23 protein-coding genes are annotated in these 23100 nt (G+C 59.7%); 3 read left to right on the top strand and 20 right to left on the bottom strand.

All coding sequences use genetic code 11. From position 1 onward, the window contains the following. Nucleotides 1-30: 30 nt before the first annotated feature. Together HW561_RS02170 and HW561_RS02165 are read left to right on the top strand one after the other, a co-directional pair. Nucleotides 31-375: a DUF427 domain-containing protein gene (locus tag HW561_RS02170; protein ID WP_176861577.1), complete on the top strand. Its 345-nt coding sequence runs from the start codon at nucleotides 31-33 to the stop codon at nucleotides 373-375. 185 nt (nucleotides 376-560) lie between these two features. After that, the gene (locus tag HW561_RS02165) at nucleotides 561-770 is read left to right on the top strand and encodes a hypothetical protein (RefSeq protein ID WP_176861576.1); all 210 of its coding nucleotides are present in this window, start codon (nucleotides 561-563) and stop codon (nucleotides 768-770) included. A 236-nt stretch (nucleotides 771-1006) separates the two neighbouring features. Here HW561_RS02165 and HW561_RS02160 read toward each other — a convergent pair whose 3' ends face one another. The 17 genes from HW561_RS02160 to HW561_RS02080 all read right to left on the bottom strand — a co-directional run bounded on the left by HW561_RS02160 (nucleotide 1007) and on the right by HW561_RS02080 (nucleotide 18613). Continuing rightward, nucleotides 1007-2692, bottom strand: a complete 1686-nt coding sequence (locus tag HW561_RS02160; protein WP_176861575.1) for a chloride channel protein — start codon at nucleotides 2690-2692, stop codon at nucleotides 1007-1009. Nucleotides 2693-2792: 100 nt separating this feature from the next. Further along, complete coding sequence (gene recN, locus HW561_RS02155) at nucleotides 2793-4442, bottom strand: DNA repair protein RecN (RefSeq protein WP_176861574.1); 1650 nt, start codon at nucleotides 4440-4442, stop codon at nucleotides 2793-2795. Between the two features lie 36 nt (nucleotides 4443-4478). Further along, entirely contained in the window at nucleotides 4479-5342 is an 864-nt protein-coding gene (locus tag HW561_RS02150) for an outer membrane protein assembly factor BamD (protein ID WP_176861573.1), read from the bottom strand. Between the two features lie 126 nt (nucleotides 5343-5468). After that, complete coding sequence (lpxC, locus tag HW561_RS02145; RefSeq protein WP_176861572.1) at nucleotides 5469-6389, bottom strand: UDP-3-O-acyl-N-acetylglucosamine deacetylase; 921 nt, start codon at nucleotides 6387-6389, stop codon at nucleotides 5469-5471. Nucleotides 6390-6602: 213 nt separating this feature from the next. Continuing rightward, on the bottom strand, nucleotides 6603-8213 hold the full coding sequence (ftsZ, locus tag HW561_RS02140; RefSeq protein ID WP_176861571.1) for a cell division protein FtsZ: 1611 nt from the start codon (nucleotides 8211-8213) through the stop codon (nucleotides 6603-6605). A gap of 347 nt (nucleotides 8214-8560) precedes the next feature. Beyond that, nucleotides 8561-8980, bottom strand: coding sequence for a hypothetical protein (locus HW561_RS02135; protein WP_176861570.1), 420 nt, complete (start codon nucleotides 8978-8980; stop codon nucleotides 8561-8563). Further along, nucleotides 8967-10301, bottom strand: a complete 1335-nt coding sequence (ftsA, locus tag HW561_RS02130) for a cell division protein FtsA (RefSeq protein ID WP_176862242.1) — start codon at nucleotides 10299-10301, stop codon at nucleotides 8967-8969. Before ftsA ends, HW561_RS02135 begins: the two co-directional genes overlap by 14 nt. Before the next feature lie 8 nt (nucleotides 10302-10309). After that, nucleotides 10310-11317 (bottom strand): cell division protein FtsQ/DivIB, encoded by a 1008-nt coding sequence (locus HW561_RS02125; RefSeq protein WP_176861569.1) that lies wholly within the window; start codon nucleotides 11315-11317, stop codon nucleotides 10310-10312. Continuing rightward, a complete protein-coding gene (locus tag HW561_RS02120; protein WP_176861568.1) occupies nucleotides 11305-12219 on the bottom strand; it encodes a D-alanine--D-alanine ligase in 915 nt (304 codons plus the stop codon). The genes HW561_RS02125 and HW561_RS02120 overlap by 13 nt, the downstream gene beginning before the upstream one ends. 111 nt (nucleotides 12220-12330) lie before the next feature. Beyond that, on the bottom strand, nucleotides 12331-13254 hold the full coding sequence (gene murB, locus HW561_RS02115; RefSeq protein WP_408015357.1) for a UDP-N-acetylmuramate dehydrogenase: 924 nt from the start codon (nucleotides 13252-13254) through the stop codon (nucleotides 12331-12333). Nucleotides 13255-13528: 274 nt separating this feature from the next. Next, nucleotides 13529-13822 (bottom strand): hypothetical protein, encoded by a 294-nt coding sequence (locus HW561_RS02110; RefSeq protein WP_176861566.1) that lies wholly within the window; start codon nucleotides 13820-13822, stop codon nucleotides 13529-13531. A gap of 25 nt (nucleotides 13823-13847) precedes the next feature. After that, nucleotides 13848-14114 carry a DUF2484 family protein gene (locus tag HW561_RS02105; RefSeq protein WP_176861565.1) on the bottom strand — a complete coding sequence of 89 codons (267 nt, stop codon included), beginning with the start codon at nucleotides 14112-14114 and terminating at the stop codon, nucleotides 13848-13850. Next, the gene (locus HW561_RS02100; protein ID WP_176861564.1) at nucleotides 14111-14359 is read right to left on the bottom strand and encodes a DUF2484 family protein; all 249 of its coding nucleotides are present in this window, start codon (nucleotides 14357-14359) and stop codon (nucleotides 14111-14113) included. Before HW561_RS02100 ends, HW561_RS02105 begins: the two co-directional genes overlap by 4 nt. A gap of 76 nt (nucleotides 14360-14435) precedes the next feature. Beyond that, nucleotides 14436-15845, bottom strand: coding sequence for a UDP-N-acetylmuramate--L-alanine ligase (murC, locus tag HW561_RS02095; protein WP_176861563.1), 1410 nt, complete (start codon nucleotides 15843-15845; stop codon nucleotides 14436-14438). Next, entirely contained in the window at nucleotides 15842-16939 is a 1098-nt protein-coding gene (locus HW561_RS02090) for a UDP-N-acetylglucosamine--N-acetylmuramyl-(pentapeptide) pyrophosphoryl-undecaprenol N-acetylglucosamine transferase (RefSeq protein WP_176861562.1), read from the bottom strand. The genes murC and HW561_RS02090 overlap by 4 nt, the downstream gene beginning before the upstream one ends. Further along, nucleotides 16939-18102, bottom strand: a complete 1164-nt coding sequence (ftsW, locus tag HW561_RS02085; protein ID WP_176861561.1) for a putative lipid II flippase FtsW — start codon at nucleotides 18100-18102, stop codon at nucleotides 16939-16941. Before ftsW ends, HW561_RS02090 begins: the two co-directional genes overlap by 1 nt. Before the next feature lie 154 nt (nucleotides 18103-18256). Then, complete coding sequence (locus HW561_RS02080; protein WP_176861560.1) at nucleotides 18257-18613, bottom strand: cupin domain-containing protein; 357 nt, start codon at nucleotides 18611-18613, stop codon at nucleotides 18257-18259. A 165-nt stretch (nucleotides 18614-18778) separates the two neighbouring features. Between HW561_RS02080 and HW561_RS02075 the strand changes: the two genes are divergently transcribed. Then, nucleotides 18779-19960, top strand: coding sequence for a BaiN/RdsA family NAD(P)/FAD-dependent oxidoreductase (locus HW561_RS02075; RefSeq protein ID WP_176861559.1), 1182 nt, complete (start codon nucleotides 18779-18781; stop codon nucleotides 19958-19960). On the opposite strand, the gene HW561_RS02070 is transcribed toward HW561_RS02075, so the two are convergent. The 3 genes from HW561_RS02070 to mraY all read right to left on the bottom strand — a co-directional run bounded on the left by HW561_RS02070 (nucleotide 19957) and on the right by mraY (nucleotide 23067). Beyond that, nucleotides 19957-20331: a glycine zipper family protein gene (locus HW561_RS02070; protein WP_235962750.1), complete on the bottom strand. Its 375-nt coding sequence runs from the start codon at nucleotides 20329-20331 to the stop codon at nucleotides 19957-19959. The two genes, HW561_RS02075 and HW561_RS02070, sit on opposite strands and share 4 nt — an antisense overlap. Before the next feature lie 105 nt (nucleotides 20332-20436). Beyond that, nucleotides 20437-21837, bottom strand: a complete 1401-nt coding sequence (gene murD / locus HW561_RS02065) for a UDP-N-acetylmuramoyl-L-alanine--D-glutamate ligase (protein WP_176861557.1) — start codon at nucleotides 21835-21837, stop codon at nucleotides 20437-20439. Between the two features lie 147 nt (nucleotides 21838-21984). After that, on the bottom strand, nucleotides 21985-23067 hold the full coding sequence (gene mraY, locus HW561_RS02060; protein WP_176861556.1) for a phospho-N-acetylmuramoyl-pentapeptide-transferase: 1083 nt from the start codon (nucleotides 23065-23067) through the stop codon (nucleotides 21985-21987). Nucleotides 23068-23100 lie beyond the last annotated feature (33 nt).

Raw genomic sequence — 23100 nt, 5'->3', positions numbered from 1 at the left:
GGCCTTGAAAGAACACATGAAGGAGCAGGAATGACCGATCACATCACGATCCAAAAAGCGACGGGCAAATGGTGCGTCCGTTCGGGCGGTGCAATTCTGGGCGAAACCAGCAATGCGCTGGAATTGCTGGAAGGCGACCGGGATCCGGTGATCTATTTTCCACGTTCCGACATCGCGATGGCCTTTCTGGACCGGACTGACAAGGTGACCCACTGTCCGCACAAGGGCGATGCGACGCATTTTTCAATCGTCAACAAATCTTCGGTGACGGAAAACGCGGTCTGGAGTTATGAAGACCCGATCCCGGCGATGGTCGAGATCAAGGGGTTTCTGGCATTTTATCCGGTGGACTCCGTCAAGGTCGAGCGGTTGTAAGAACTGAGTGGTCGCGTTTGCGGTTTGCCTCACGGATGAGTTGGTGCGCGGTGTGGGGTTGAATTGAGGCCTGCGCGGGTGTTCCCGTATCATTTGGGGTCTGCTGTTCAGTTGGCTGGTTGGAGCCCAGAGCTGCTCTTGCCATAGACGTCGCAATTCATAGTGTTTGACCATTGGAGTGCAGCATGACTGTATTTGATGACGTGAAAGAACTTGTTCAAAGCATTTCTCCACAATGCATCTGCGATGATTGTATCACGCAAAAACTCAACCTCTCGGTACGACAGCACGCAAATCATAAATCAAGGGCATTGGCTGAACTCGCGGATTTCAATCGCGCGAACCAAATTTGCTCGATCTGTGGAGCTCAAAAGCTTTCGATTGGCACCGTCTGACAGACTAAAGGGGATTGGGAGACATTTAAGAACGAGGGATGATCAGCCCCACCACAAAAAATTGCTTCTGGATTATTCGGAATACTATTTCGAGTATTCTGCAGAACCAATTCCCCGCGCATAACCACCGCCGCGACTGATCACTATTGCTATAGCCGCCAACACCCACTCTGGTCCATTTAACGGTTCCGCCCGTCGACGCTCAGCCGTTGGCCTTTGACGGGCTGTGGCTTGGCTCAGGAGTGTTCTTCGGCCGCCGTTGCCGCCAGCGCCCGGTTATAGGCCTTGAGCGCATCGACGTGGTACAGCGCTCCGACGGGCGTTTCGTGACCGTCATCGTCCACGATGACCACAGGAATGCAAGGGATGTCGTCGCGGTCGAAATAGGGCATCGCGGCTTCAAGCGTGGCACTGGCCTGTACGCAGAGACCCTGATCGATCAGCGCCTGTGCCTCGTCTTTGGTGATCGAGCGGTCGTCGCCTATGGGGCGCATCACCGCCCCGGCTCGTAACATCGCCAGCAGATAGGCCTGTGGCCCGGCGGCCAGATGCACGTTGCGGCGTTCCAGTTGCGTCAGGAAGAACGACCGGTCCACCAACCGCGAGGCCAAAGCAGTGGACATCGAGACCGAGACCATCACGGCCAGACCGATTTGCCAGTCGCCGGTCAGCTCAAAGACAATCAGTGTGGTCGAAATGGGCGCGCCTAGCACAGCGGCGGCCACTGCGCCCATACCGGCAAAAGCGTACAGCGTGTGGGTTCCGGACACATCCGGCAGCAGTCCGGTGGCAATCAGACCAAAGGCCAGACCGGTCAGCGCACCGATCATCAGCGCGGGCGAGAACACGCCTCCGCCCATGCGACCGCCCATGGTAATGGCCACGGCCACCGTCTTGGTCACGGCGAACAGGATCGCTGTTGTCAGCACCAGATCGCCGGTCAGGGCGCGTATCGTCGTCTCGTAGCCGACGCCGATGATATGCGGGAACCAGATCGCCATCAGGCCCAGCATTGCCCCCGAAATTGCCGGACGCAGCCAACCGGGTACGGACAGGCGGTTTTGGATATGGCTGCCGATATCTTCGGCAAAGAAGATCGAGCGCATCAGCAGCAGCGCAACAAAGCCGCAGATCAGACCAAGGATCAGAAAGGCGGGCAATTCGACGTAGAATTGCAGCGAGCCGGGGGTGTCGAGCGTGAATTCGGTAACGTCGCCATATTCCAGCCGGTTGATCACGGTCCCTGCCACCGAGGCAATCACGATGGGGGCAAAGGCGTGCACGGCGAAATGGCGCAACACGACCTCGAGCGCAAACAGAGCACCCGCAATAGGCGCGTTGAAGCTGGCGGACACTGCGGCGGCCACGGCGCAGCCCAATAGGTCGCGCCCGGTAATCCCGTCGGCATGGATGCGGTTGCTGACCCATGTCGAGATCACCCCTGCCATATGCACCACCGGCCCTTCGCGCCCTGTGGAGCCACCAGAGCTGAGAGTGATCAGAGAGGCAAAGAACGAAGCGACGCCGGCCTTAACCTCGACCCGGCCATCGGTGACGGCTGCGCCCTCGATCACGTCCGCGACCGAGCGCACGCGTCCGTCATCTGTGAACTTGTTCAGGAGCAGACCGACAATCAAACCGCCGACAATGGGTATGATCAGGACCATGAACCATGGCAGTTTTTCGGCATGGCTGTGCAGCAACAGGATATCCTGCGTATCGTACAAATAAGCCTGCAGCGACCCGATCGCCTTGCGAAGCCCCAGCGCCATGAACCCAGCCGCGATACCGATGGCCAGTGCAATGAACCAGAACTGAATCTGGCTGGGCCCGCGTCGCAACATCACCTTCCACGCATCCTTGATCGCGGCCAGAGCCTGATTGAGCTGGTTGCGCAGAACGGTGCGGGTTGATTGGGTCATTGGCCCTCGGGGATCATTCTTTAACCCTTAGTAAGCCACGGAGCGTTCATATAAAAGTGGGATAGCGACAGTGTGGGCATCAAGAAACGCCACTGATGCCTCAGGCCTGCAGCAAGGCACGGGCCGCGGCGCGCGCCTCTTCCGTTATGGTATCGCCTGCGACCATGCGGGCGATCTCGTCCACACGGTCCGGTTCCGCCAAAGGAATGACTGTGGACAGGGTTTGCCCGTTGGTGACGTGTTTCTGCACCCGCCAATGGTGAGCCGCCCGCGCGGCGACCTGCGGAGAATGGGTCACGACCAGCACCTGCCCGCCCTGCGCAAGCGATGCCAGACGGCGCCCGACCGCATCGGCAGTGGCACCGCCGACACCCCGGTCGATTTCGTCAAAGATCATCGTGCGGGCGCTGTCATCACCGGACAGGCAGACCTTGAGCGCCAGAAGGAAGCGGCTGAGTTCACCCCCAGAGGCGATCTTGTTCAGCGGCCCTGACGGCGCACCGGGATTGGTGGCAACGGTGAAGGCCACCGCGTCGATGCCTTCGGGTCCGGGGTCGGCTGGGGTGATCTCGGTCTGGAACACCGCGCGTTCCATTTTCAGCGGGGCGAGCTCGGCCATGACGGCGGCGTCCAACTGACCCGCAGCAGCTTTGCGCGCAGCACTCAGGTGAGCGGCGGCAGTGTCATATGCGGCCTGAGCGGCCTCGACGGCGGCGCGTTTGTCGGCCAGATCGGCATCACCGGCCTCGAGCCGGTTCAGACGGTCGCGCAAGGTATCGGCGAAGGCGCCCAGATCGTCGGCGGCAATGTCATGCTTGCGGGCCAGCGCACGGATGGCAAACAGGCGTTCTTCAGCGGCTTCAAGCTCGGATGGATTGAAGTCCAGTGCTTGCAGGCAGGCGTCAACACCGTCCTGCGCCTCGCCCAGTTCGATCATGGCCCGACCCAGCGCCGCGACGGGACCTTCCAACTGACCACCCGCATTATCCGAGACCCCTTCGAGCCACCGGACCGCATCAACCATCGCCCCTTCAGCGCCGTCATTTCCCAGCAAGGCAAAGGCGCGGGCCACGTCATCGCGAATACGCTCGGCCCCCTGCATCATGCGGCGGCGGGCATCCAGATCGGCGTCTTCGCCGGATTGCGGGTCAAGCTGATCCAGCTCGGATACGGCATGGCGCAGAAATTCTTCTTCACTGCGCACGGCCTCAAGCGCGGCTTCGGTCTCGGCCAACGCTTTGCGCGCACGCGACATCCCGGTCCATGCAGCGCGCACGGAGACAAGGTGGTCTGCCGATCCGGCATAGTCATCCAGCATAGCGCGGTGACCACGGGGGTTCAGCAGGCCCCGGTCGTCATGCTGGCCATGCAGTTCGATCAAAGTTTCCGACAGCGCGCGAAGTACCTCGCCCGAACAACGGCGGTCGTTGACCCACGCGGTCTTGCGCCCTTCGGCGGTATTCACGCGCCGCAGGATCAGTTCCTCGCCGCCGGGCAAACCGGCCTCGGCCAGAATTGCATGGGCTGGGTGATCTTCGGGCAGTTCAAATTCCGCCACGACCTCGCCCTGGGCGGCCCCTTGGCGCACCAATTCGGCCCGTCCGCGCCAGCCCAATACGAATCCCAGCGAATCCAACAGAATCGATTTGCCCGCGCCGGTTTCGCCCGTCAAAGCGTTCAGACCCGGCTGGAATGTCAGTTCCAACCGGTCGATGATCAGCATATCGCGGATATCCAGGGCGCGCAGCATCGGGTCTTTAGCGTCCCCAGCCTGTCACCATGGCGATTACAACCACTGGCCCTTGATCGTTTGGCGATAGATCGTGCTGAGCCAGTTGTTACCACGGCTCTTGAGATCCAGACCACGCGAGGTCAGCAATTTGTAGGCGTCATCGTACCATTCCGTAGACTGGTAGTTGTAGCCAAGAATCGCGCCAGCCGATTGCGCCTCGTCCAACAGGCCGAGGGACAGATAGGCCTCGACCAGCCGATACAGTGCTTCGGCGGTGTGCGATGTGGTTTGGAAATCCTCGACCACGACGCGGAATCGGCTGATGGCGGCAATGTAGTGATCCTGACGCAGGTAATACCGCCCGATTTCCATTTCCTTGCCAGCAAGATGGTCAAATGCAAGGTCGAATTTCAGCACAGCTGAGGTTGCGTATTCGCTGTCGGGATAAACCTCGATCACGGTGCGCAGGGCCTGCAGGGCCTGGAACGTCAAACCTTGATCGCGACCAACTTCATCGATCTGATCATAATAGCTGAGCGCCAGAAGATACTGCGCATAGGCCGCATCTTCGTCTGTCGGGTAAAAATCGATATAGCGTTGCGCGGACGCACGGCTTTCTTCGTAATTCTGGTCGGAATGGTACGAAAACGCCTGCATGATCAGCGCGCGTTTGGCCCAGTCCGAATAGGGATACAGACGCTCGACCTCGGAGAAATACCACGCCGCGTCGTCCGAGCGACTTTGCGACAGCTCGTATTCCCCACGGGTGAAAATCTGTTCCGGCGTGTAGCCTTCCAGATTCTGGTTGCGATCGGCGCCCTTTTTGGAAAACAGCCCTCCCCCGCTACCACATGCCGTCAAAGTTGCTGCCAGAAGAATCGCGCCTGCGAATCTGACTGCCGCTTTGCTGCCAACCATACCGCCCATCCTTGTCGTCATATTTAACGGGGTTCGCCCCGAATTGAGCCTTGGTCTAGCACAGATATTTCTGGTGCAAAACGCCTTATCCGCCCTCTGGCGCAATTGTCGTCAGAGTTGATCGGATCAGGCAACTGCCGGGATTTCATCCAGAACAAGGCCCTGTCCGGGCAGACGGGCCGCCTGTGCTGGGGTGCACAGGATCGGGCGCACGGCACCGGGTGTTTCGAACAGCTTGCGCAGCAGCGTGTTCGTCATCGAATGACCAGATTTGTCGCCGGTGAAGTGACCCAGAATCGGACCACCCGCCAGGTAGAGATCTCCCAGAGCATCCAGCATCTTGTGGCGCACGGCCTCATCCGTGCGGCGGAACCCACCCGGGGTCAGCACGTCATCGCCCTGTACCACGACGGCGTTTTCCAACGTTCCGCCCAAGGCCAGACCGTTTTCGCGCATGGCTTCAACGTCGGTTCGGCGGCAGAACGTGCGGCAATCGCTGAGTTCGCGGACGAAAGATCCGTTGCGCATGTCCAGCGTTTTGGTCTGATTGCCAATTGCGTCATCCGCAAAGTCGATATGGAAGTCGATGATCAGCCCGTCCGCCGGCGCAATCGATGCACTGGCACCTTCGCGCGACGCTGTGATCGGTTTGAGCACCTCGTAGGCCAGTACCGGGCTGGCCTGACGGCGCACGCCCTTGGCCATGACCCCGCGCACGAAGTCGATGGACGAACCGTCCATGATCGGAACTTCGGGGCCATCAATCTCGATCAGCGCATTGTGGACGCCGCACCCGGCCAGCGCGGCCATGATATGTTCGACCGTCGACACCGATACGCCAGCATCATTCACCAGGCGGGTACACAGCTGCGTCCGTTCGACCACGTCATAAATCGCAGGGATGAGGATATTGCCCAGCTCGATATCCGTCCGCTTGAACCAGATGCCGTGACCGGCAGCTGCCGGTTTCAGGATCATGATCGCAGGCTGACCACCATGCAGTCCGACGCCTGTAAACGTAACCGGAGATTTGAGCGTATGTTGCAAAATGGGCCTCAGCGAGTGGTGTCCAGCCTGTGCGGGCTGTGTTGGTCACTGAACTAAGGAAGCCTGCGTCAAGGCTCAACTCACTCTTTGCAACCGAATGAAACATGTATGTGACACATCGGCAAAAGGCTGCTTACACGCTGACAAACATCTGAATAGAAAAAGAAAAGGGCCGCCAAAAGGCGGCCCGGGACGCTCAAGATGTTACCGCGATCAGTTGGCCTGACGGCGCAGGAAAGCCGGAATTTCGATCCGCTCCTGTTCCGGATCGGCCTCTTCATGCGCAGGTGCCGTAGCGTCAGCCTGACGCAGCGCGGGCTGCTGACGCGCCGGTTGCGCCGGGGTATCTGCCGCATGACCGGTCATCCGGTCGATCAGGCGGTTGAAGCCAAAGCGGGGGCGCTCTTCGGTTTCAGGCTGCTGGTGTGCAACGGGTTCCTGAGGCCGCGAGGCAGCCAGGCGCTGCTTGGAAGAAGGGACATTCTGAACCGCGGCCTGCAAACGCTGCAGTGCCTCGGGTGAGGGGCTGCCCGCCGCATGGCCACGCGGTGCGACAAAGCTTTCGGGGGCCTGTTCGACCGGTTCGGGTTGCGGCTCGAACTCGGCCACGCGCGGCTGATAGGCCGGGGGTGGCAAATCATCGTTTACCTGCTCGTCCCGAGGCTGAAACTGCGATGATGCAGGTTCCTGGGCCGTCTCGAACAGCGACGGTTCGCGGATTTCCTGAGGCTGTTGCATGGGCTCTGCAACCTCAGCAGCAACCGAGGCTTCTTCATGCATCGGCTCTTCTGCGGCTACAGTGCGGGTCAGTGGGGCCGACATGGAGCGGCGCGCAACCGGGATATCGTCCTGCTTTTCGCTGGCATCGATACCGGTGGCAACGACCGAAACGCGCATGCCGCCGTCGATATCGGTGTCCAGAGTAGAGCCGACGATGATGTTCGCCTCGGGGTCGACCTCTTCGCGGATGCGGTTGGCGGCCTCGTCCAGTTCGAACAGGGTCAGGTCGTGGCTGCCGGTGATGTTGATCAGCACGCCCTTGGCGCCTTTGAGGCTGATTTCGTCCAGCAGAGGGTTGGCAATGGCTTTCTCAGCCGCCTGAATGGCGCGATCTTCGCCAGTGGCCTCACCTGTGCCCATCATGGCTTTGCCCATCTCGTCCATCACCGCGCGCACGTCGGCAAAGTCGAGGTTGATCAGGCCCGGGCGTACCATCAAGTCGGTGACACCTTTGACACCCTGATACAGAACGTCATCTGCCATCGAGAATGCCTCGGTGAACGTGGTCTTTTCATTGGCCAAGCGGAACAGGTTCTGGTTCGGAATGATGATCAGCGTATCGACGACCTTTTGCAGCGAGTCCACGCCGTCCTCGGCCTGACGCATGCGTTTGGCGCCTTCAAACTGGAAGGGTTTGGTCACAACACCAACGGTCAGCACGCCCAGCTCACGCGCGGCTTGCGCGATGATCGGCGCAGCGCCGGTGCCGGTGCCGCCGCCCATACCTGCGGTGATGAAACACATATGCGCGCCAGCCAGATGGTCGACAATCTGTTCGATGCTTTCTTCGGCAGCAGCCGCACCAACTGTCGGGCGCGCACCTGCGCCCAGACCTTCGGTGACCTTGACACCTAATTGAACCCGCGCGGAAGAGCGGCTTTGCTGCAGTGCCTGCGCATCCGTGTTGGCGACCACAAATTCGACGCCGTCCAATTGTTTTTCAATCATGTTGTCGACAGCGTTGCCGCCTGCACCACCAACGCCAAATACCGTAATCCGAGGCTTCAGTTCGTCGTGCCCGGGCATCGAAAGATTCAATGTCATGCTCTGTCCGCCTGTATTTTTGTCCCGCCAAAGCGGTGTTTTTCTTACCTATCCACCTTTGATTCTACCGATCCAATTGACAAAGGTCACGTCAAAAATTGCGTGATTCCACAAAATATGGAGGAAATAAGGCAATAAACGGCGGTATTTTGCAGGCATTCCCAGATGTTGCGGAAACTACGCAAATCACCACAAGACAAGCGATATCGGCGGCGCAATCTTATCCTTGCGTCACGATATACATTCGGGTCTTTCAATGCGGAAAACTGCTCTGGTCCTGCCGCAGGGCCTCTGACGGGCCTTGTGGATATCTTGCGGGATAAATCCCGACGCTGCAACCCGTTTCTTTAACTGATCGGGGTACTTGGACAGTTCAGGCTGTCCTCGGTGATGCTGCGCACTTCCTGAATTTCACCATCCGAGAGCGAGGCCAGCCGCACCAACAGCCGGTCTTCGTGCAGGAAAGGCCACCAACAAACCGGCACACCGTCAGGATCATTGTCATAGAGAAAGCAGATCTGACCGTTGGGCGTGGTGATCTGGCCGTAAACGCACCCCCGGCCCTCTTCCCGCCAGACCGACACGGTGCGGTTCAGAAATTGCTCGGTCCCGACCAGTTCACCGCTGCGGATCTCGTGGAATTCAAGCGTCTTGCCAACGACGGCATCCAGAAAGGCCTGCGGTGTGATGACAGTCTGGGCCGAGACCCAGCCGGGCAAAAATGCTGCGCCGAGGATGACCCGGCACAGGATCCTACCAATTGTCACGGAACCACCGGACCGCGCGCTTGAAGGGACGCGCCGCATAGGTGTCGACCGGAATTTCGAAATCCCACCATTCGTCCTGCGGGTGTGCCGCAAACAGGCTGAGGCCCACGGCCGAGGAAAAGCCCGGCCCGGTTGCCGACTGCGGCAAGCCATGAACGCGCAGCGGGCGACCAAGGCGGACACGCTGGCCAAGGATACGTGTGGCCAACCCGTCCAGCCCCATGATCTGGCTACCACCACCAGTCAGAACGATCTGCTGGCTGGGCATGTGTTCGAACCCGGCAGCATCAAGGCGGACACGCACCTCTTCGAGGATTTCCTCGACGCGGGGGCGCATGATGCCGATCAGTTCAGCCCGGCTGACGGTGCGGCGATCGTGTTCCCAATCGCCGGTGTCACCACCGATATCAATCATGTCGCGGTCATCGACTCCGGTGGCGTGCACGCCACCATTGAAGGTTTTGATCCGTTCCGCGACAGCAGCCGGAACACCCAGACCCATCGAAATATCCGAGGTCACGTGATCGCCACCCATGCGAACGCAATCGGCATAGATCATGTGTTTCTTCATGAAGATCGACACGCTGGTGGTGCCGCCGCCCATGTCGATACAGGCCGCGCCCAGCTCTTGCTCATCCTCGACCAGCGCCGAGATGCCCGAGACATAGGCCGAGTTGGCGATCCCCGCCAACTCCAGATCGCAGCGTTTGATACAGCGCACGATATTCTGGATCGCCACAGCATCCACGGTCAGCATGTGCATGTCTACTGCCAGCGACTGCCCAAGTTGGCCACGCGGATCAATCAGGCCAGACCGGTTATCCAGCGCAAAGTTCACCGGCTGGGCATGCAGCACCTCGCGCCCTGCCCCATAATCCGGCACATCGCAGGCATTCAGGACCCGGCCCACTTCGGCTTCGGTCACCAACTGTCCCTCAAGATCGACCTGCGCATCAAGACCGTAAGAACGTGGATTCGCGCCCGAGAAACAGGCAATCACGTGATCGACGCGGATATCGGCCATCTTTTGCGCCGCCTGCAGAGCGGTGCGGATGGCGCGTTCGGTTTCCTGCATGGCGGTGACTTCGCCAAACTGCACCCCACGCGAGCGGGTCGTTGCGGCCCCGATGACACGAAATCCGGTCTGACCGGCCATCGAGCCGATGGTATTGTCTTCGCTCAGTCGACCCGAGCCGTCGAACCGCAGCACGAGGCAGGAAATCTTGGAACTGCCCACATCCAGAATGGCGACGACGCCCCGCTGCATGGCTTGTCTGCGCATCTGCCGCATGGCGCGCTGGGACTGATAAAGATCGGTCATCATATTCGTTACTGCCCGTTACCCACTGTCACTTTTGTATTCCACCAGTCTTCGCTGGCAGCTTTGGTCATTCTGATTGTCGGTCGCTGCCCAAGGCGCATGTCGACTGCCGCCACGTCGCGTTCCAGAAGGTCCTGTACCTCGTTCACCGCCAATACGCGTTCAAGCGCGCGTACCGGACGTTCGGTCGGCAGCATGATGCGCTGACCGCGATCCAGGACCAGATCCCAGCGCCGCTCGCCTACGCGCACCAGCCCGCGAACGCGGTCGCCAAGACTGTGCGAGGTTTTGAATATCTCCAATGCTTCGGCCACGTGCTGATCCGCGCCCTTGCCCGCAATCAGCGGCAAGTCAGCGTGATCTTTACGCGAGGCGGTCTGATCCACATGAACGCCTGTTTCATCCAGCAAATCGATCCCGTCTCGGGTGCGCCAGACGATGACGGGCTGCCGTTCAACCACGTCAACTTGCAGGATACCGCCGGGACGGATGCGTACCGTGGCGGACTTCACTGGATCAAGGCCAGTGATCGTATCGCGCATCTGCTCAACATCCAGATCCCACGAGCTGATCGGGAAATCCAACGGCACAACTTCGCGAATGTCATCCGACAAGCCGGCGCCCGCACCGTCGATGGCCATCAGATTGACCATGAACTCGGGCCGCTCCTGTATCGAGGTGCGGATGTCGGCGATATACGCACTGACGGCCTCGCGCCGGTCTTCGGACGCAAAGTACAACCCGACCGCTGCCGCAATAGCGCAAATCGGCAGGCCCAGCTTGACGCCCAGGCGAATGCCCGGCGTCAACATCCAGCGTTGAAAGCGATAGCTTAAACGCGATGGTGCCGGATCGGACCGGCGGGCGGTGCGTTTGAAAATCCGTGCGCCGCTTAAACGTAGAATGGGCTGCGCGTCAGCGTCATTGGTGTCGGCAGAGTCGAATTCTGCATCCGGACCGGCCAGGGCCTTGGTGCGATGGATCACCGGCGCGCGGGTGGCGGTCAGCGGTCGCATGAGGCGTCCTCCACCATCCAGGCGCAGAGCTGGCCAAAGGTCATGCCGCAATGCTCGCCCTGCTCAGGCACCAGCGAGGTTGGCGTCATGCCGGGTTGGGTGTTGGTTTCCAGCAGGAACAAACCATCACGACCCTTGCTGTCATCCCAGCGAAAATCAGTTCGGCTGACGCCCTTGCACCCCAACAGGATGTGCGCGCGCAGGGCGTAATCCATGCACAGATCAAAGATCTCGGACGGGATATCGGCCGGCAATACATGCCACGAGCCGCCCGGTTTGTACTTGGCGTCGTAGTCGTACCAACCGTCAGTCATGATCTCGGTCACGGTCAGGGCGCGGTCGCCCATCACCGATACAGTCAGTTCGCGGCCCGCGATGTACTGCTCGACCATCACCTGTTCCGGCATGTCATCCGACAGTTTCGGCGGACCGTTGGCACCTTCGTGGACCAGATAGATGCCGACGCTTGAGCCTTCGTTGTTGGGTTTGACCACGTAAGGCGCTGCCATCACATGGCCTGCCATCACGTCTGCCTTGGGCACGATCACGCTGTCGGCGATGGGCAGTCCCGCGATACGGAACGCTTCTTTACTGCGCTGCTTGTCCATGGCAAGCGCCGAGGCCAGCACCCCGGAATGTGTATAGGGAATACGCATCCATTCCAGCATTCCCTGCACGCAGCCATCTTCGCCCCAGCGGCCATGCAGGGCGTTGAAAACCACATCGGGTTTGATATCCAAAAGACGTGCATAGAGGTCGGGACCAGCGTCCAGCTCGACCACTTCAATGCCTTCTCCCCTGAGGGCGGTTGCGCATTCGCGCCCGCTGCTGAGAGACACCTCGCGTTCAGCCGAGGGGCCGCCCATCAATACCGCCACTTTGGGGTTTGTCCTGCTCGACATACCCACGTTCGTGCGCCTCAATGTCCCTGGACCTTATGTGGTGGTCCATACTGCGTTTTATGCCTTTGATCCGTCGCCTTGATTTGCCTGTTATGGTCTGACGGTTGGGCTTTATTCTGTCAGCGGATCACCGACCCGCATGATTTCCCACTCTAACGTGATACCGCTTGTTTCGTAAACCTTTTTTCGTACCTCTTCGCCCAAACCTTCGAGGTCTGCGGCTGATGCGCCACCGGTATTGATCAGGAAATTCGAGTGCTTTTCGCTCATCTGCGCGCCGCCTTTCATAGCGCCGCGCATCCCGGCATTGTCGATCACTTTCCATGCCTTTAGGTCATGGATGTCATCGGCCCGCCCGGTCGAGGAAAATCCAGCGGGGTTGCGGAACGTCGATCCAGCGCTGCGATCTTTGGTCGGCTGCGTTTCGTCGCGTTTTTTCAGTTGGGCATCCATGCGGGCGTGCAGATCCGTGGGATCGTTGGATGGGCCTTCGAATGTCGCCTCAACCAGGACCGCGCCATCAGGAAGGTCGGACTGGCGGTAGCGGAAGTTCAGATCGTCGGCAGTCAGGTCGATGAGATCTCCCTGTCGGGTGACAATAGTGGCCTTGCGCAGTACATCCGCCGTGTAGCTGCCATAGCAGCCCGCATTCATCCGCACCGCACCACCGACCGAGCCGGGAATGGTGCGCAGGAACGTCAGATCCACCCCCGCATCGGCTGCTTTGCGCGCCACATGCGCGTCCAACGCCGCCGCGCCTGCGGTGACGGAGTTGCCATCGATCGAAATACCGTTGAAGCCACGCCCCAACCGGATCACCACAGCCCGCAGCCCCCCATCCCGAACGATGAGATTAGAGCCCACGCCCATGGGGAAAACCGGCACATCGTTCGGCAGATCACGCAAGAAAGTCCGAAGGTCGTCGATATCGGCAGGTTGGAACAGGTAGTCCGCCGGACCACCGACACGCAGCCAGGTGAGGTCACTGAGGGACCGGCTTTGGGAAAGCTTGCCGCGAACGCAATTCAGGCTCAAATCTGATTTCGTTTCCGCCACCAAGTCCCTATTCCCCATACGATTATCGCAACCACACCATACAAAACATGCATCGAGATAATGTACGCGATGGCCGCTCGAGTAATGTCATACGTTTCAGCTGAGCGCCAATACAACGCCAAACCGAAAAGAACAAACCACAATGTTACCGCCGCATATATCAGCCTCCGCTTTTTGCGAAGAGCCGAATAAGCAGCGGTCAAGCACCAGCCTAGAAGCCCTAAGAGTACCAAAAGGTAGACTGGTAAAGCGCTCACGCGCTGGCCCGGGCCGCCAGACTGCGCCCGCCGACACCGCCCATGATGATGGCAAACAGGAAGGGCAGAACACCGCCGGTCAACCAGACGAAGGGGACAAAGGCCTGTTCTTCCTCACCTGCACCAACGGTGGTCAGGAACACGATCAACACCAGCGCAACGGCGGATATCAGGCCGATCAGCCACAACAGCCCGCGCAGCCCGATCCAGCGCCCTGCGACAAAGCCCGCCAATACTCCAAAAACAAGTGCGGTCAGCGGTAGATAAGTGAATGTTGCGATGTCCCCCATGGCGGACCTCCTGCGGCTTGAAGAATTACTTGTCGGCCGCCTTCATGCCCTGCATTTTCGCCTTTGTCCAACGGGTCAGGTAAATCACCGGCCAACGCAGCACAGACATGCCCGCCGCCAGTACGATCAGGCCGATCCATGGGCCGTTCTGATAGGTGACGTAGCCCACAATCGGAATACCCACGGCGATCAGGACATAGGCGCGGGTCCAGTGGTTGTCATTGCTGGGGATCATGGCGAGAAGATTGGCGGCAATTCCCCAAAGACCGGCAAGCGCGATGGACCAGTTCATTGTTTGACCTCCGGCCCTGTCCACTTGCGCCAGTAGTGGCGGATAGGGTTGCGGAACATGGATACGAATCCGGCAAAAGCCAGCACCGAAATGATCCAGCCATAGTCATAGCCCAGCCAGACGATCAGCACCGGCGCGCAGATCAGCAGGACAATACCCGGAGGGAACTGCAACCGCATGGGCAACAGCGCGACGATGGTGGCACAAATCGCCCAGAGTGCGGCAAAGAGTATTGAATAATCCATTCGCCCCTCCAAGGACGCGCGGTATCTGAAATTAGCCTACCACACTCTCAAGTTGTGCGGTAGTTTAGATGAGGCGTCAAATAGCTTGTTTTCTTTGCAATCTTACGGGCAAACTATTTGCCCAAGCGCTGATGGTCCCGGCCCCCAGACAGACAACCATATCACCGGGGCGGGCCTGTTCGCGGACGAGGCGTTCGAGGTCATTTTCATCCAGCAACGCCCGCGCATGGCGATGACCGTGACGGATCAGCCCCTCGACCAGATCATCCCGACCAGCACCTTCGATCGGGTCTTCGCCGGCGGCGAAGATGTCGGCGATGGCGACAACGTCAGCGTCGTTGAAACAGGTGCAAAAATCATCGAACAGGTTGGACAAGCGCGAATAGCGATGGGGTTGATGCACGGCGATGACACGGCCTTCGGTCGCCTGACGGGCGGCTTTCAGCACGGCTGCGATTTCGACCGGGTGGTGGCCGTAATCGTCGATGATGGTGACGCCATCGACCTCGCCCACTTTGGTGAAGCGGCGATTGACGCCGCCAAAATTGGCCAGAGCGTCACGGATTTCAGCGGCCTTCATGCCCAGATGGCGGGCGACGGCCACGGCGGACAGCGCGTTTGAAACGTTGTGATCACCGGGCATCGGCAGGGTGCAGCCCTCGATCACCTTGTCTTCGTATTGCAGGTGGATGTCGAAATGGGCGACGCCGCCTTTGTAGGTCAGGTTCTCAGCCCGCACATCGGCTTGCGCGTTAAAGCCATACGTGCGCACGCGGCGGTCGGTGATGCGACCGACCAGCGCCTGCACTTCGGCATGGTCTGTGCAGCAGACAGCGAGGCCGTAGAACGGCAGGTTCGAGACAAATTCGTGGAACCCGTCGCGCAGTTTGTCGAAGTCGCCCCAATGCTCCATATGCTCAGGGTCGATATTGGTGACGATGGCGATGGTGGCTGGCAGGCGGTTGAACGAGCCGTCGGACTCGTCCGCCTCGACCACCATCCATTCGCCCTGCCCCATCCGCGCGTTTGAGCCGTAGGCGTGGATGATGCCGCCGTTGATCACGGTCGGGTCGAAATCACCTGCGACCATCAGTTCAGCCATCATCGTGGTCGTTGTGGTTTTGCCATGGGTTCCGGCGATGGCAATGTTGGACCGCAGGCGCATCAGCTCGGCCAGCATGTCGGCCCGGCGCACCACCGGCAGACCCTTGGCGCGCGCCTCATCCAGCTCCGGGTTGCCTGGTTTGATCGCGGTCGAGGTGACCACCACGGCAGCATTTTGCAGGTTCTCAGCCTTTTGCCCGACGAAAATTTCGGCCCCCAAACCGGCCAGACGGTCGGTGATTTTTGACGCTTTCAGATCAGACCCCTGCACCTGATACCCAAGGTTCAACAGCACCTCGGCAATGCCCGACATCCCGATCCCGCCTATGCCAACAAAGTGGATCGGTCCTACGTCCTGCGGCAGTTTGGTTGCTGGGGTCATGTCGTCTCTTTCTGCGCCATTTGTTCGACGAGGGCCACCAGACGCTCGGTCGCGTCAGGAGCCCCGACAGACAAGGCGGCATGGGCCATTTTCTGGGCGGCTTGGGGGTTGGTCAGGATCGTGGTGATTTGCTCGGTCAGCGATGAAACGTCAAGCGCGTTTTCGGGGATCATGATCGCCCCACCCGCTTGCACCAGCCCGCGCGCGTTGGCTGTCTGGTGGTCGCCAGCAGCGGCTGCGAAGGGGATCAGGATCGAAGGCCGTCCGATGACGGAGATATCGGCCACGCTGGACGCGCCCGAGCGGGAAATGACCAGCTGCGCCTCGGACATGCGGCGGGGGACGTCCTGAAAGAAGGGCTCAACATCGGCAAGAATACCGTGCTCAGCGTAAAAGGCTGCAACGCGCGCGCCATCTTCGTCGCGAGCCTGATGAGATACGCGGATGTAGGAGCGCAGGAATTCCGGCAATGCCGCAATGGCGCCGGGCACCACGTCGCTGAGGATGCGCGCCCCTTGCGAGCCGCCCATCACAAGGATCGACATCGGGTATTCACCCGGCGGGATATAGCCCGCCGCCTCGCGGTCGAGCACGGCAGCACGCACCGGATTGCCGGTGTGGATGCCATCAGCCCCTTCGGGCAGATCGGTCGGCCAGACGCCACAGGCCACATGCGCAACGCGGGTGGCAAACAGTTGGTTCACGCGACCCAGAACGCCATTTTGCTCGTGGATCATGCGGGGGATTTTCAGCATGGTCGCCGCCGACAGCGCCGGGATCGAGGGGTAGCCGCCGAAGCCCACGACCACGTCCGGTCTGTCCCGCAACATCTGGAAGGTCATGCCAGCGACACCACCGGCGATCTTGGGGCCAGCCAACGCTTTGGCGGCCAGACCACCACGCGCGAAGGTGGCCGAGGAGGCTTCGACAATTTCGGTCGTGTGAGGGAATCCGCTGGTATAGCGCGCACCGCGCGCGTCGGTGGACAGGCGCACGCGCCAACCCAAATACAGCATCGCCTCGGCCAGTGCCTGAGCCGGGAACATATGCCCCCCGGTCCCGCCAGCCGCAATCAACAGGTAGGGTTTGCTCATCAGCCTCGTCCGCGCAGAATATCGCCAAGTTCGCCCTGTGGGCGGGTTCGGGTAAAGGCCAGCAGCATGCCGACTGCAATGCCGCCTGCAATCAGGGATGAACCGCCGTAGCTGACGAATGGCAGCGTCATGCCTTTGGCGGGCAGCAGGCGCACAGCCACACCCATGTTGATCATCGCCTGAACGCCGAACATACAGGCCAGACCGGTACCGGCCAGGCGGATGAACATGTCGCGTTCACGCATCAGGCGCAGCAACGAGCGGACGACGATGATTGAATAAAGGGCGATGATGATCAGCACTAGAATCAGCCCGTATTCTTCAGCCGCCACAGCAATTATGAAATCGGTATGCGCATCGGGCAGCGACCATTTCACCTGCCCCTCGCCCACGCCAACGCCGAACAGGCCGCCTTCGCGGATCGCGTTGGTAGCATAGCCAAGCTGAGTGGTCGGATCGACCTCTTGGTTCAGGAAACCGTCAATGCGGCGGGCAAAGTGTTCCGAGTTGGAATAGGCGAACATACCGCCCAGCACGACAACGCCGGCCATGCCAACCAGCAACAGCATCGGCGCACCGGCGACGAAATACATCACGCCCCAGCCGAACAGGATCAGGCAGGCCTGACCGAAATCGGGTTGCATCACCAGCATGGCAACGATGGCCATGCAAAGTGCAAAAGACCAAAATCGCCCCGGCGGGCCGTTGATTTGCTGAGACGCGGCCAGCAGCCAGGCCGCTACAACCACAAAGCCGGGTTTGAGGAATTCAGACGGTTGCAGCGAGGCAAAGCCCAGCGAGTACCAGCGCACTGCGCCTTTGCCGAAATCCGTGCCAAAGACGGGCAGAAAGACCAACGCCACAAAGGCAGCTAAAAAACCCAAAACCGCCAGCCGCCGCACCAATGTGGGCGACATCATCGAGGTCAGCAGCATCGCCATCAACGCCAGACCGCCGAACAGCGCCTGCCGTTCGACATAGTGGAACGGATCGAACCCGTTGCGTCCTGCCAGTGGCGGCGACGAAGCCAGCCCCAGCAAAAGCCCGATGACAAACAAGATCAGAACGCAGGACATCGTCCAACGATCAATCGTCCGCCACCATTTCGGAAGAATCGGTTCACCGCGCTGGTCCTGGACCGCGCCATACACCATCTCAGTCATGAGATACCGCCACTATCTGCCTCGTTAACGCCCCGTTTTCGGGATCTGATTGAAACTCTACAGCGATTTTGGCGTTTGGGCCAGTAAATTAAGGCAGATGTATGAATTTCCGCCCATCCGGCAGAACCGGCCGTCGTTTTCAGTCCCGCATCAGTCACAGACGCGGTTTTGGGGCTGGTAGTCGGTCTGAATCACCGGAATTTGGCTCTCCCTTCGGCTCGATCAACAAGACCTTCACCGCATGTTCGGCACGGGGGCGGTGTACGACGCCTTTCGGCACAACAAACAGCTCACCAGCCTTGACGGTTTTTGACGGTTCGCCCTCTATATCCATGATCATCTCACCTTCGAGAACCAGAAAGAAATCGTCGGTCGTGTCGTGTTTGTGAAAAGGGTATTCGCCGATGAATTTCACAACCATAACGTCATTCTGGTTATAATCGGCGACGACATGCGGGTCCCAGTGGGTCGAGAACCGGCCCAGTTTATCCTGCAGGTTTATGGGGTTCATATCGGTTCTCCATCCGGTGATCAAAGCCAGACACCATTCAGACCAAGGGTCCAAGACCTCGCCATGGTACTGTTGTGGGGCCAAGGGTATTTTCCCGACACCAGCGGGACAAGCCGTAACATTCTGCCTCTTGCCATCGTTTGAAATCCACGCCATGCGCAGCGCATGACCTATGACACGATCATTCTGGGTGCTGGTGCTGCCGGCATGATGTGCGCCGCCCATTGCGGCGGGCGCGTGCTGGTGATCGACCACGCCAAAGCCCCGGGTGAAAAGATTCGCATTTCCGGCGGAGGCCGCTGCAATTTCACCAACATGTATGCAGGCCCCGGGAATTTCCTGTCGCGGAACCCGCATTTCTGCAAGTCCGCCCTTGCGCGCTACACCCAATGGGATTTTGTCGATCTGGTGAACCGCCACGGCATCGCCTGGCACGAAAAAACACTGGGACAGCTATTTTGCGATGGGTCCTCAAAGCAGATCGTTGCCCTTCTTTTGGACGAGATGGAGCGTGCGGGGGCCGATCTGTGGGTGCAGAGCTCGGTCCGGGATTTGCGCAAAACTGAAAACGGGTTTGGCCTTCAGGTCGAGCGCGAAGGACAGCGCCTGAGCCTGAGCTGTACCAATCTGGTTCTGGCCACGGGCGGCAAGTCGATCCCCAAGATGGGCGCGACCGGTTTGGCGTATGACATTGCAGGGCAGTTTGATCTACGCGTAACGGACACCCGTGCGGCGCTGGTTCCGTTCACCTTTTCGGATGGCAAATTCAACGACCTCTCGGGTGTTGCTTTATCCGCGCGGCTGTCAAATGACCGGACAAGTTTCGACGAAGCCTTGTTGTTTACCCATCGCGGTCTCAGCGGTCCATCAGTACTGCAACTGTCGTCCTATTGGCGCGAGGGTGAGGCGATCCGGGTCAACCTGATCCCTGATCTGCCTGTGTTCGACCTGCTGCGCGAACAGCGACAAAACGGTGGGCGCAAGGCGTTGAAGACCGAACTGGCACGGCATCTGCCCGCGCGGTTGGTCGACTATCTAAGCCAGCATATTTCGATGTCCGGCAATCTGGCCGATCAATCCGACGCAAAACTGTCGGAACTGACCGCGGCCCTGTCCGATTGGCAGCTTCTGCCATCGGGGACCGAAGGGTATCGCACCGCCGAAGTGACATTGGGTGGGATCGATACAGATGAATTGTCGTCAAAAACGATGGAGGCCAAGGAAATCCCTGGCCTCTATGCGATTGGTGAAGCGGTGGATGTCACCGGCTGGCTGGGCGGCTACAATTTCCAGTGGGCGTGGTCCTCGGGCCATGCTGCTGGAACTGCCATTGCCGCCAAAGGTTAGCCGACCACGTTGTAGCCACGTCCGCGCATGCAGTTGCGCACAATGACTTCCTTGTTCTGGTTCTTGTTGATCACGTCGGCACCGGCGCCAACCAGCGCGCCAGCAATGGCAGCCCGGCCCAGATTGTCGCTGCTGTCCTGAACGATTCCGGTAACAGCAGCCGCACCTGCCGCACCGATGGCCGCGTTCCCGGCGGTGCTGCCATCCACAGCGCCCTGAGACGCAGCCAGTTGCTGACATTGCTGCAGATCCACGTTGTAGTTCGGTCCAATCGGGCCATCAACAATAGGCTGATAGTTAGCACCGGTGTTGGTACAGGCCCCGGCCACAAGAAGGGCGGGAACGATCAGAAAAGATTTACGGTTTGGCATATTCATGACCTCGTGTTGAATTTCCAAGAAACAAAACAAATTCTTATGTGGCGTCAAGCCGATCACATCGGACTGTCGCTCAAACGGCGGTCAATTGCAAATGACCTACTCGCCCAGTCGGGTTTTGACCTGTTCTGAGAAATCTTCTCCGCGCTGTTCGAAATTGTCGTATTGATCAAAACTGGCAGCCGCCGGGGCCAGCAGCACGGTTTCGCCGGGCTGGCTGTCTGCCACCGCTTGTTCAACGGCTGCTGCCATGGATGTGCAAACCTGCGCATCCATATCCAGCTGCATGGCAAAATTTGCCGCCTCTCGCCCGATGACATACGCCTTCAGGACTTCTGTTGCGGCGCCGTTCAGGGCAGCGATGCCGCCTTCTTTCTCTAACCCGCCGCAGATCCAGCGGATCTTCTTAAAGGCGCTCAGGGCTTTGACAGCACTGTCCACATTGGTGGCTTTGGAGTCGTTCACATACGTCACACCATCCGCCTCGGCGATAATCTGACTGCGGTGCGGCAAGCCCGGATAGCTGTGCAACGCATCCTCGATCACGCGCGGCGCAAGGCCGAGGGACCGGCACGCTGCATAGGCCGCACAGGCGTTCTGGTGGTTATGCGCGCCGGGCAGCCCCTTGATGGCCCGCAGATCAATCGAGCCCGCCTGTCGCCCTTTGCGGTATTCCGACAGGAATCCTTTGCGCGCAAAGACCTGCCACCCCGGCCCGGTCAGCTTGCGCGCAACCGAGACACGGATAACCCGATCATCAGCGGGGCCTTCGGACAGTTGTCCGGCCAGAAAGGCGCCTTCGGCCTCGTCAACGCCAATGACCGCCCGATCGGGTCCGCCTTCGGCAAAGAGGCGACGTTTGGCGGCGAAATACCCACCCAGGCCGTGGTGCCGATCCAGATGATCGGGCGAAAGATTGGTGAACACGGCAACATCCGGCGTCAGCGCGCGGGCCAGTTCGGTCTGATAGCTCGACAGTTCCAACACCATAACCGAACCGTCCCCTCCCGGATCGATATCCAGTACACCACGACCAATGTTACCGGCCAGTTGCGCCTCGCGCCCGGTTTCCGTCAGGATGTGATGGATCAGTGCTGCGGTGGTCGACTTGCCGTTCGAGCCTGTCACCGCGATCACACGCGGCGGGGTGTCGAAATTGTTCCATTCCGGCCCAGAAAACGACCGGAAGAACAGTCCGATATCGTTGTCCACCGGCACCCCGGCCTCTAGTGCCGCGGCCACAACCGGGTTCGGTTCGGGGTAAAGATGTGGGATGCCCGGGGAAACGATCAGTGTGGCAATGCCATCAAACGCGCCCTGACGGCGCAAATCAGAGCAAGCAAAGCCCTCGTCTTCGGCCCTTTCGCGGGCTGCGGGATTGTCATCCCAGCAAACTGGTTCCGCACCGCCCGCGCGTAACGCCCGCGCCGCCGCCAGACCGGACCGGCCTAGCCCCAGAACCGCTACTTTCTGCCCTGAAAAGCCTTTGACCGGGATCATGCTGCCTACCTTTGTTGTCTTGAATGCGCCGCTACCCTGCACCGAAGAAATTCCCGATGGCAAGGGCGGGATCAGGCTCGCGCGACAGCGCGAGCCGGGCCCAACAGGTGCAGGCGGGCCGCAGGCCAGCCGAACCTGGCGGGAGTTTTACCGGACTTTCAGCGTCGCCAGACCAATCATCGCGAGGATCAGCGAGATGATCCAGAATCGGATCACGATCGTAGGTTCGGCCCAGCCCTTTTTCTCATAATGGTGGTGGATCGGCGCCATCAAAAACACACGCTTACCAGTGCGTTTAAAGTACAGCACCTGAACGATCACACTGAGCGCTTCGGCTACGAACAGGCCACCGACGATGGCCAGCACCAGCTCGTGCTTGGTGGCCACGGCGATTGCGCCCAGCGCGCCGCCAAGGGCCAGCGATCCGGTATCGCCCATGAACACCGCAGCCGGTGGCGCGTTGTACCACAAGAACCCCAAGCCAGCGCCGAAAAGGGCTGAGGTGAAGATAAAGATCTCACCCGTACCGGGCACGTAATGCACGTCCAGATATTCGGTAAAGTCGACCCGGCCCACCGCATAGGCGATCACACCCAGTGTCGAGGCCGCGATCATCGCGGGCATGATGGCCAGACCGTCCAGACCATCCGTCAGGTTCACCGCGTTGGCCGCACCAACGATGACGATGATTGCAAAGGGGATGTAGAAGATCCCAAGGTTGATCAGCGTGTCCTTGAAGATCGGCAGCGCCAGTTGGTTCTGCAGCCCCTCTGGATGATGCAGCGTCGCCCACAGCGCCGCCAGAACCGCGATGATAATTCCCAGTGCCAGACGCATCTTGCCCGAAACGCCTTTGGTGTTCTGCTTTGAGACTTTTGCGTAATCATCGGCAAACCCGATGGCCGCATAGGCCAAAGTCACGAACAGAACCATCCACACATACGGATTATCCCACCGCGCCCAGACCAGAGTTGATGTCACCAGCGCGCCAACGATCAGCAGCCCGCCCATCGTGGGTGTTCCGGCCTTGGAGAAATGCCCCTCGGGCCCGTCATCACGGATCGGCTGTCCCTTGCCCTGCTTTCTGCGCAATACGTTGATCAGCGGTTTTCCAAAGAGAAAGCCAAAGATCAAAGCAGTCAGAAAAGCGCCGCCAGCGCGGAACGTGATATAGCGGAAGAGGTTAAAGAAATCCCCTCCGTCCGACAGGGCGGTCAACCAATAAAGCATTACAATACCTTTCTCACAACGGGCTCGCGGGTC

This window comes from Ruegeria haliotis, from assembly GCF_013377785.1.
GTDB classification, from domain to species: Bacteria; Pseudomonadota; Alphaproteobacteria; order Rhodobacterales; family Rhodobacteraceae; genus Ruegeria; species Ruegeria haliotis.
The sequence above is the reverse complement of the archived record's forward strand: the minus strand, read 5'-3'. Positions and strand labels throughout refer to the sequence as shown.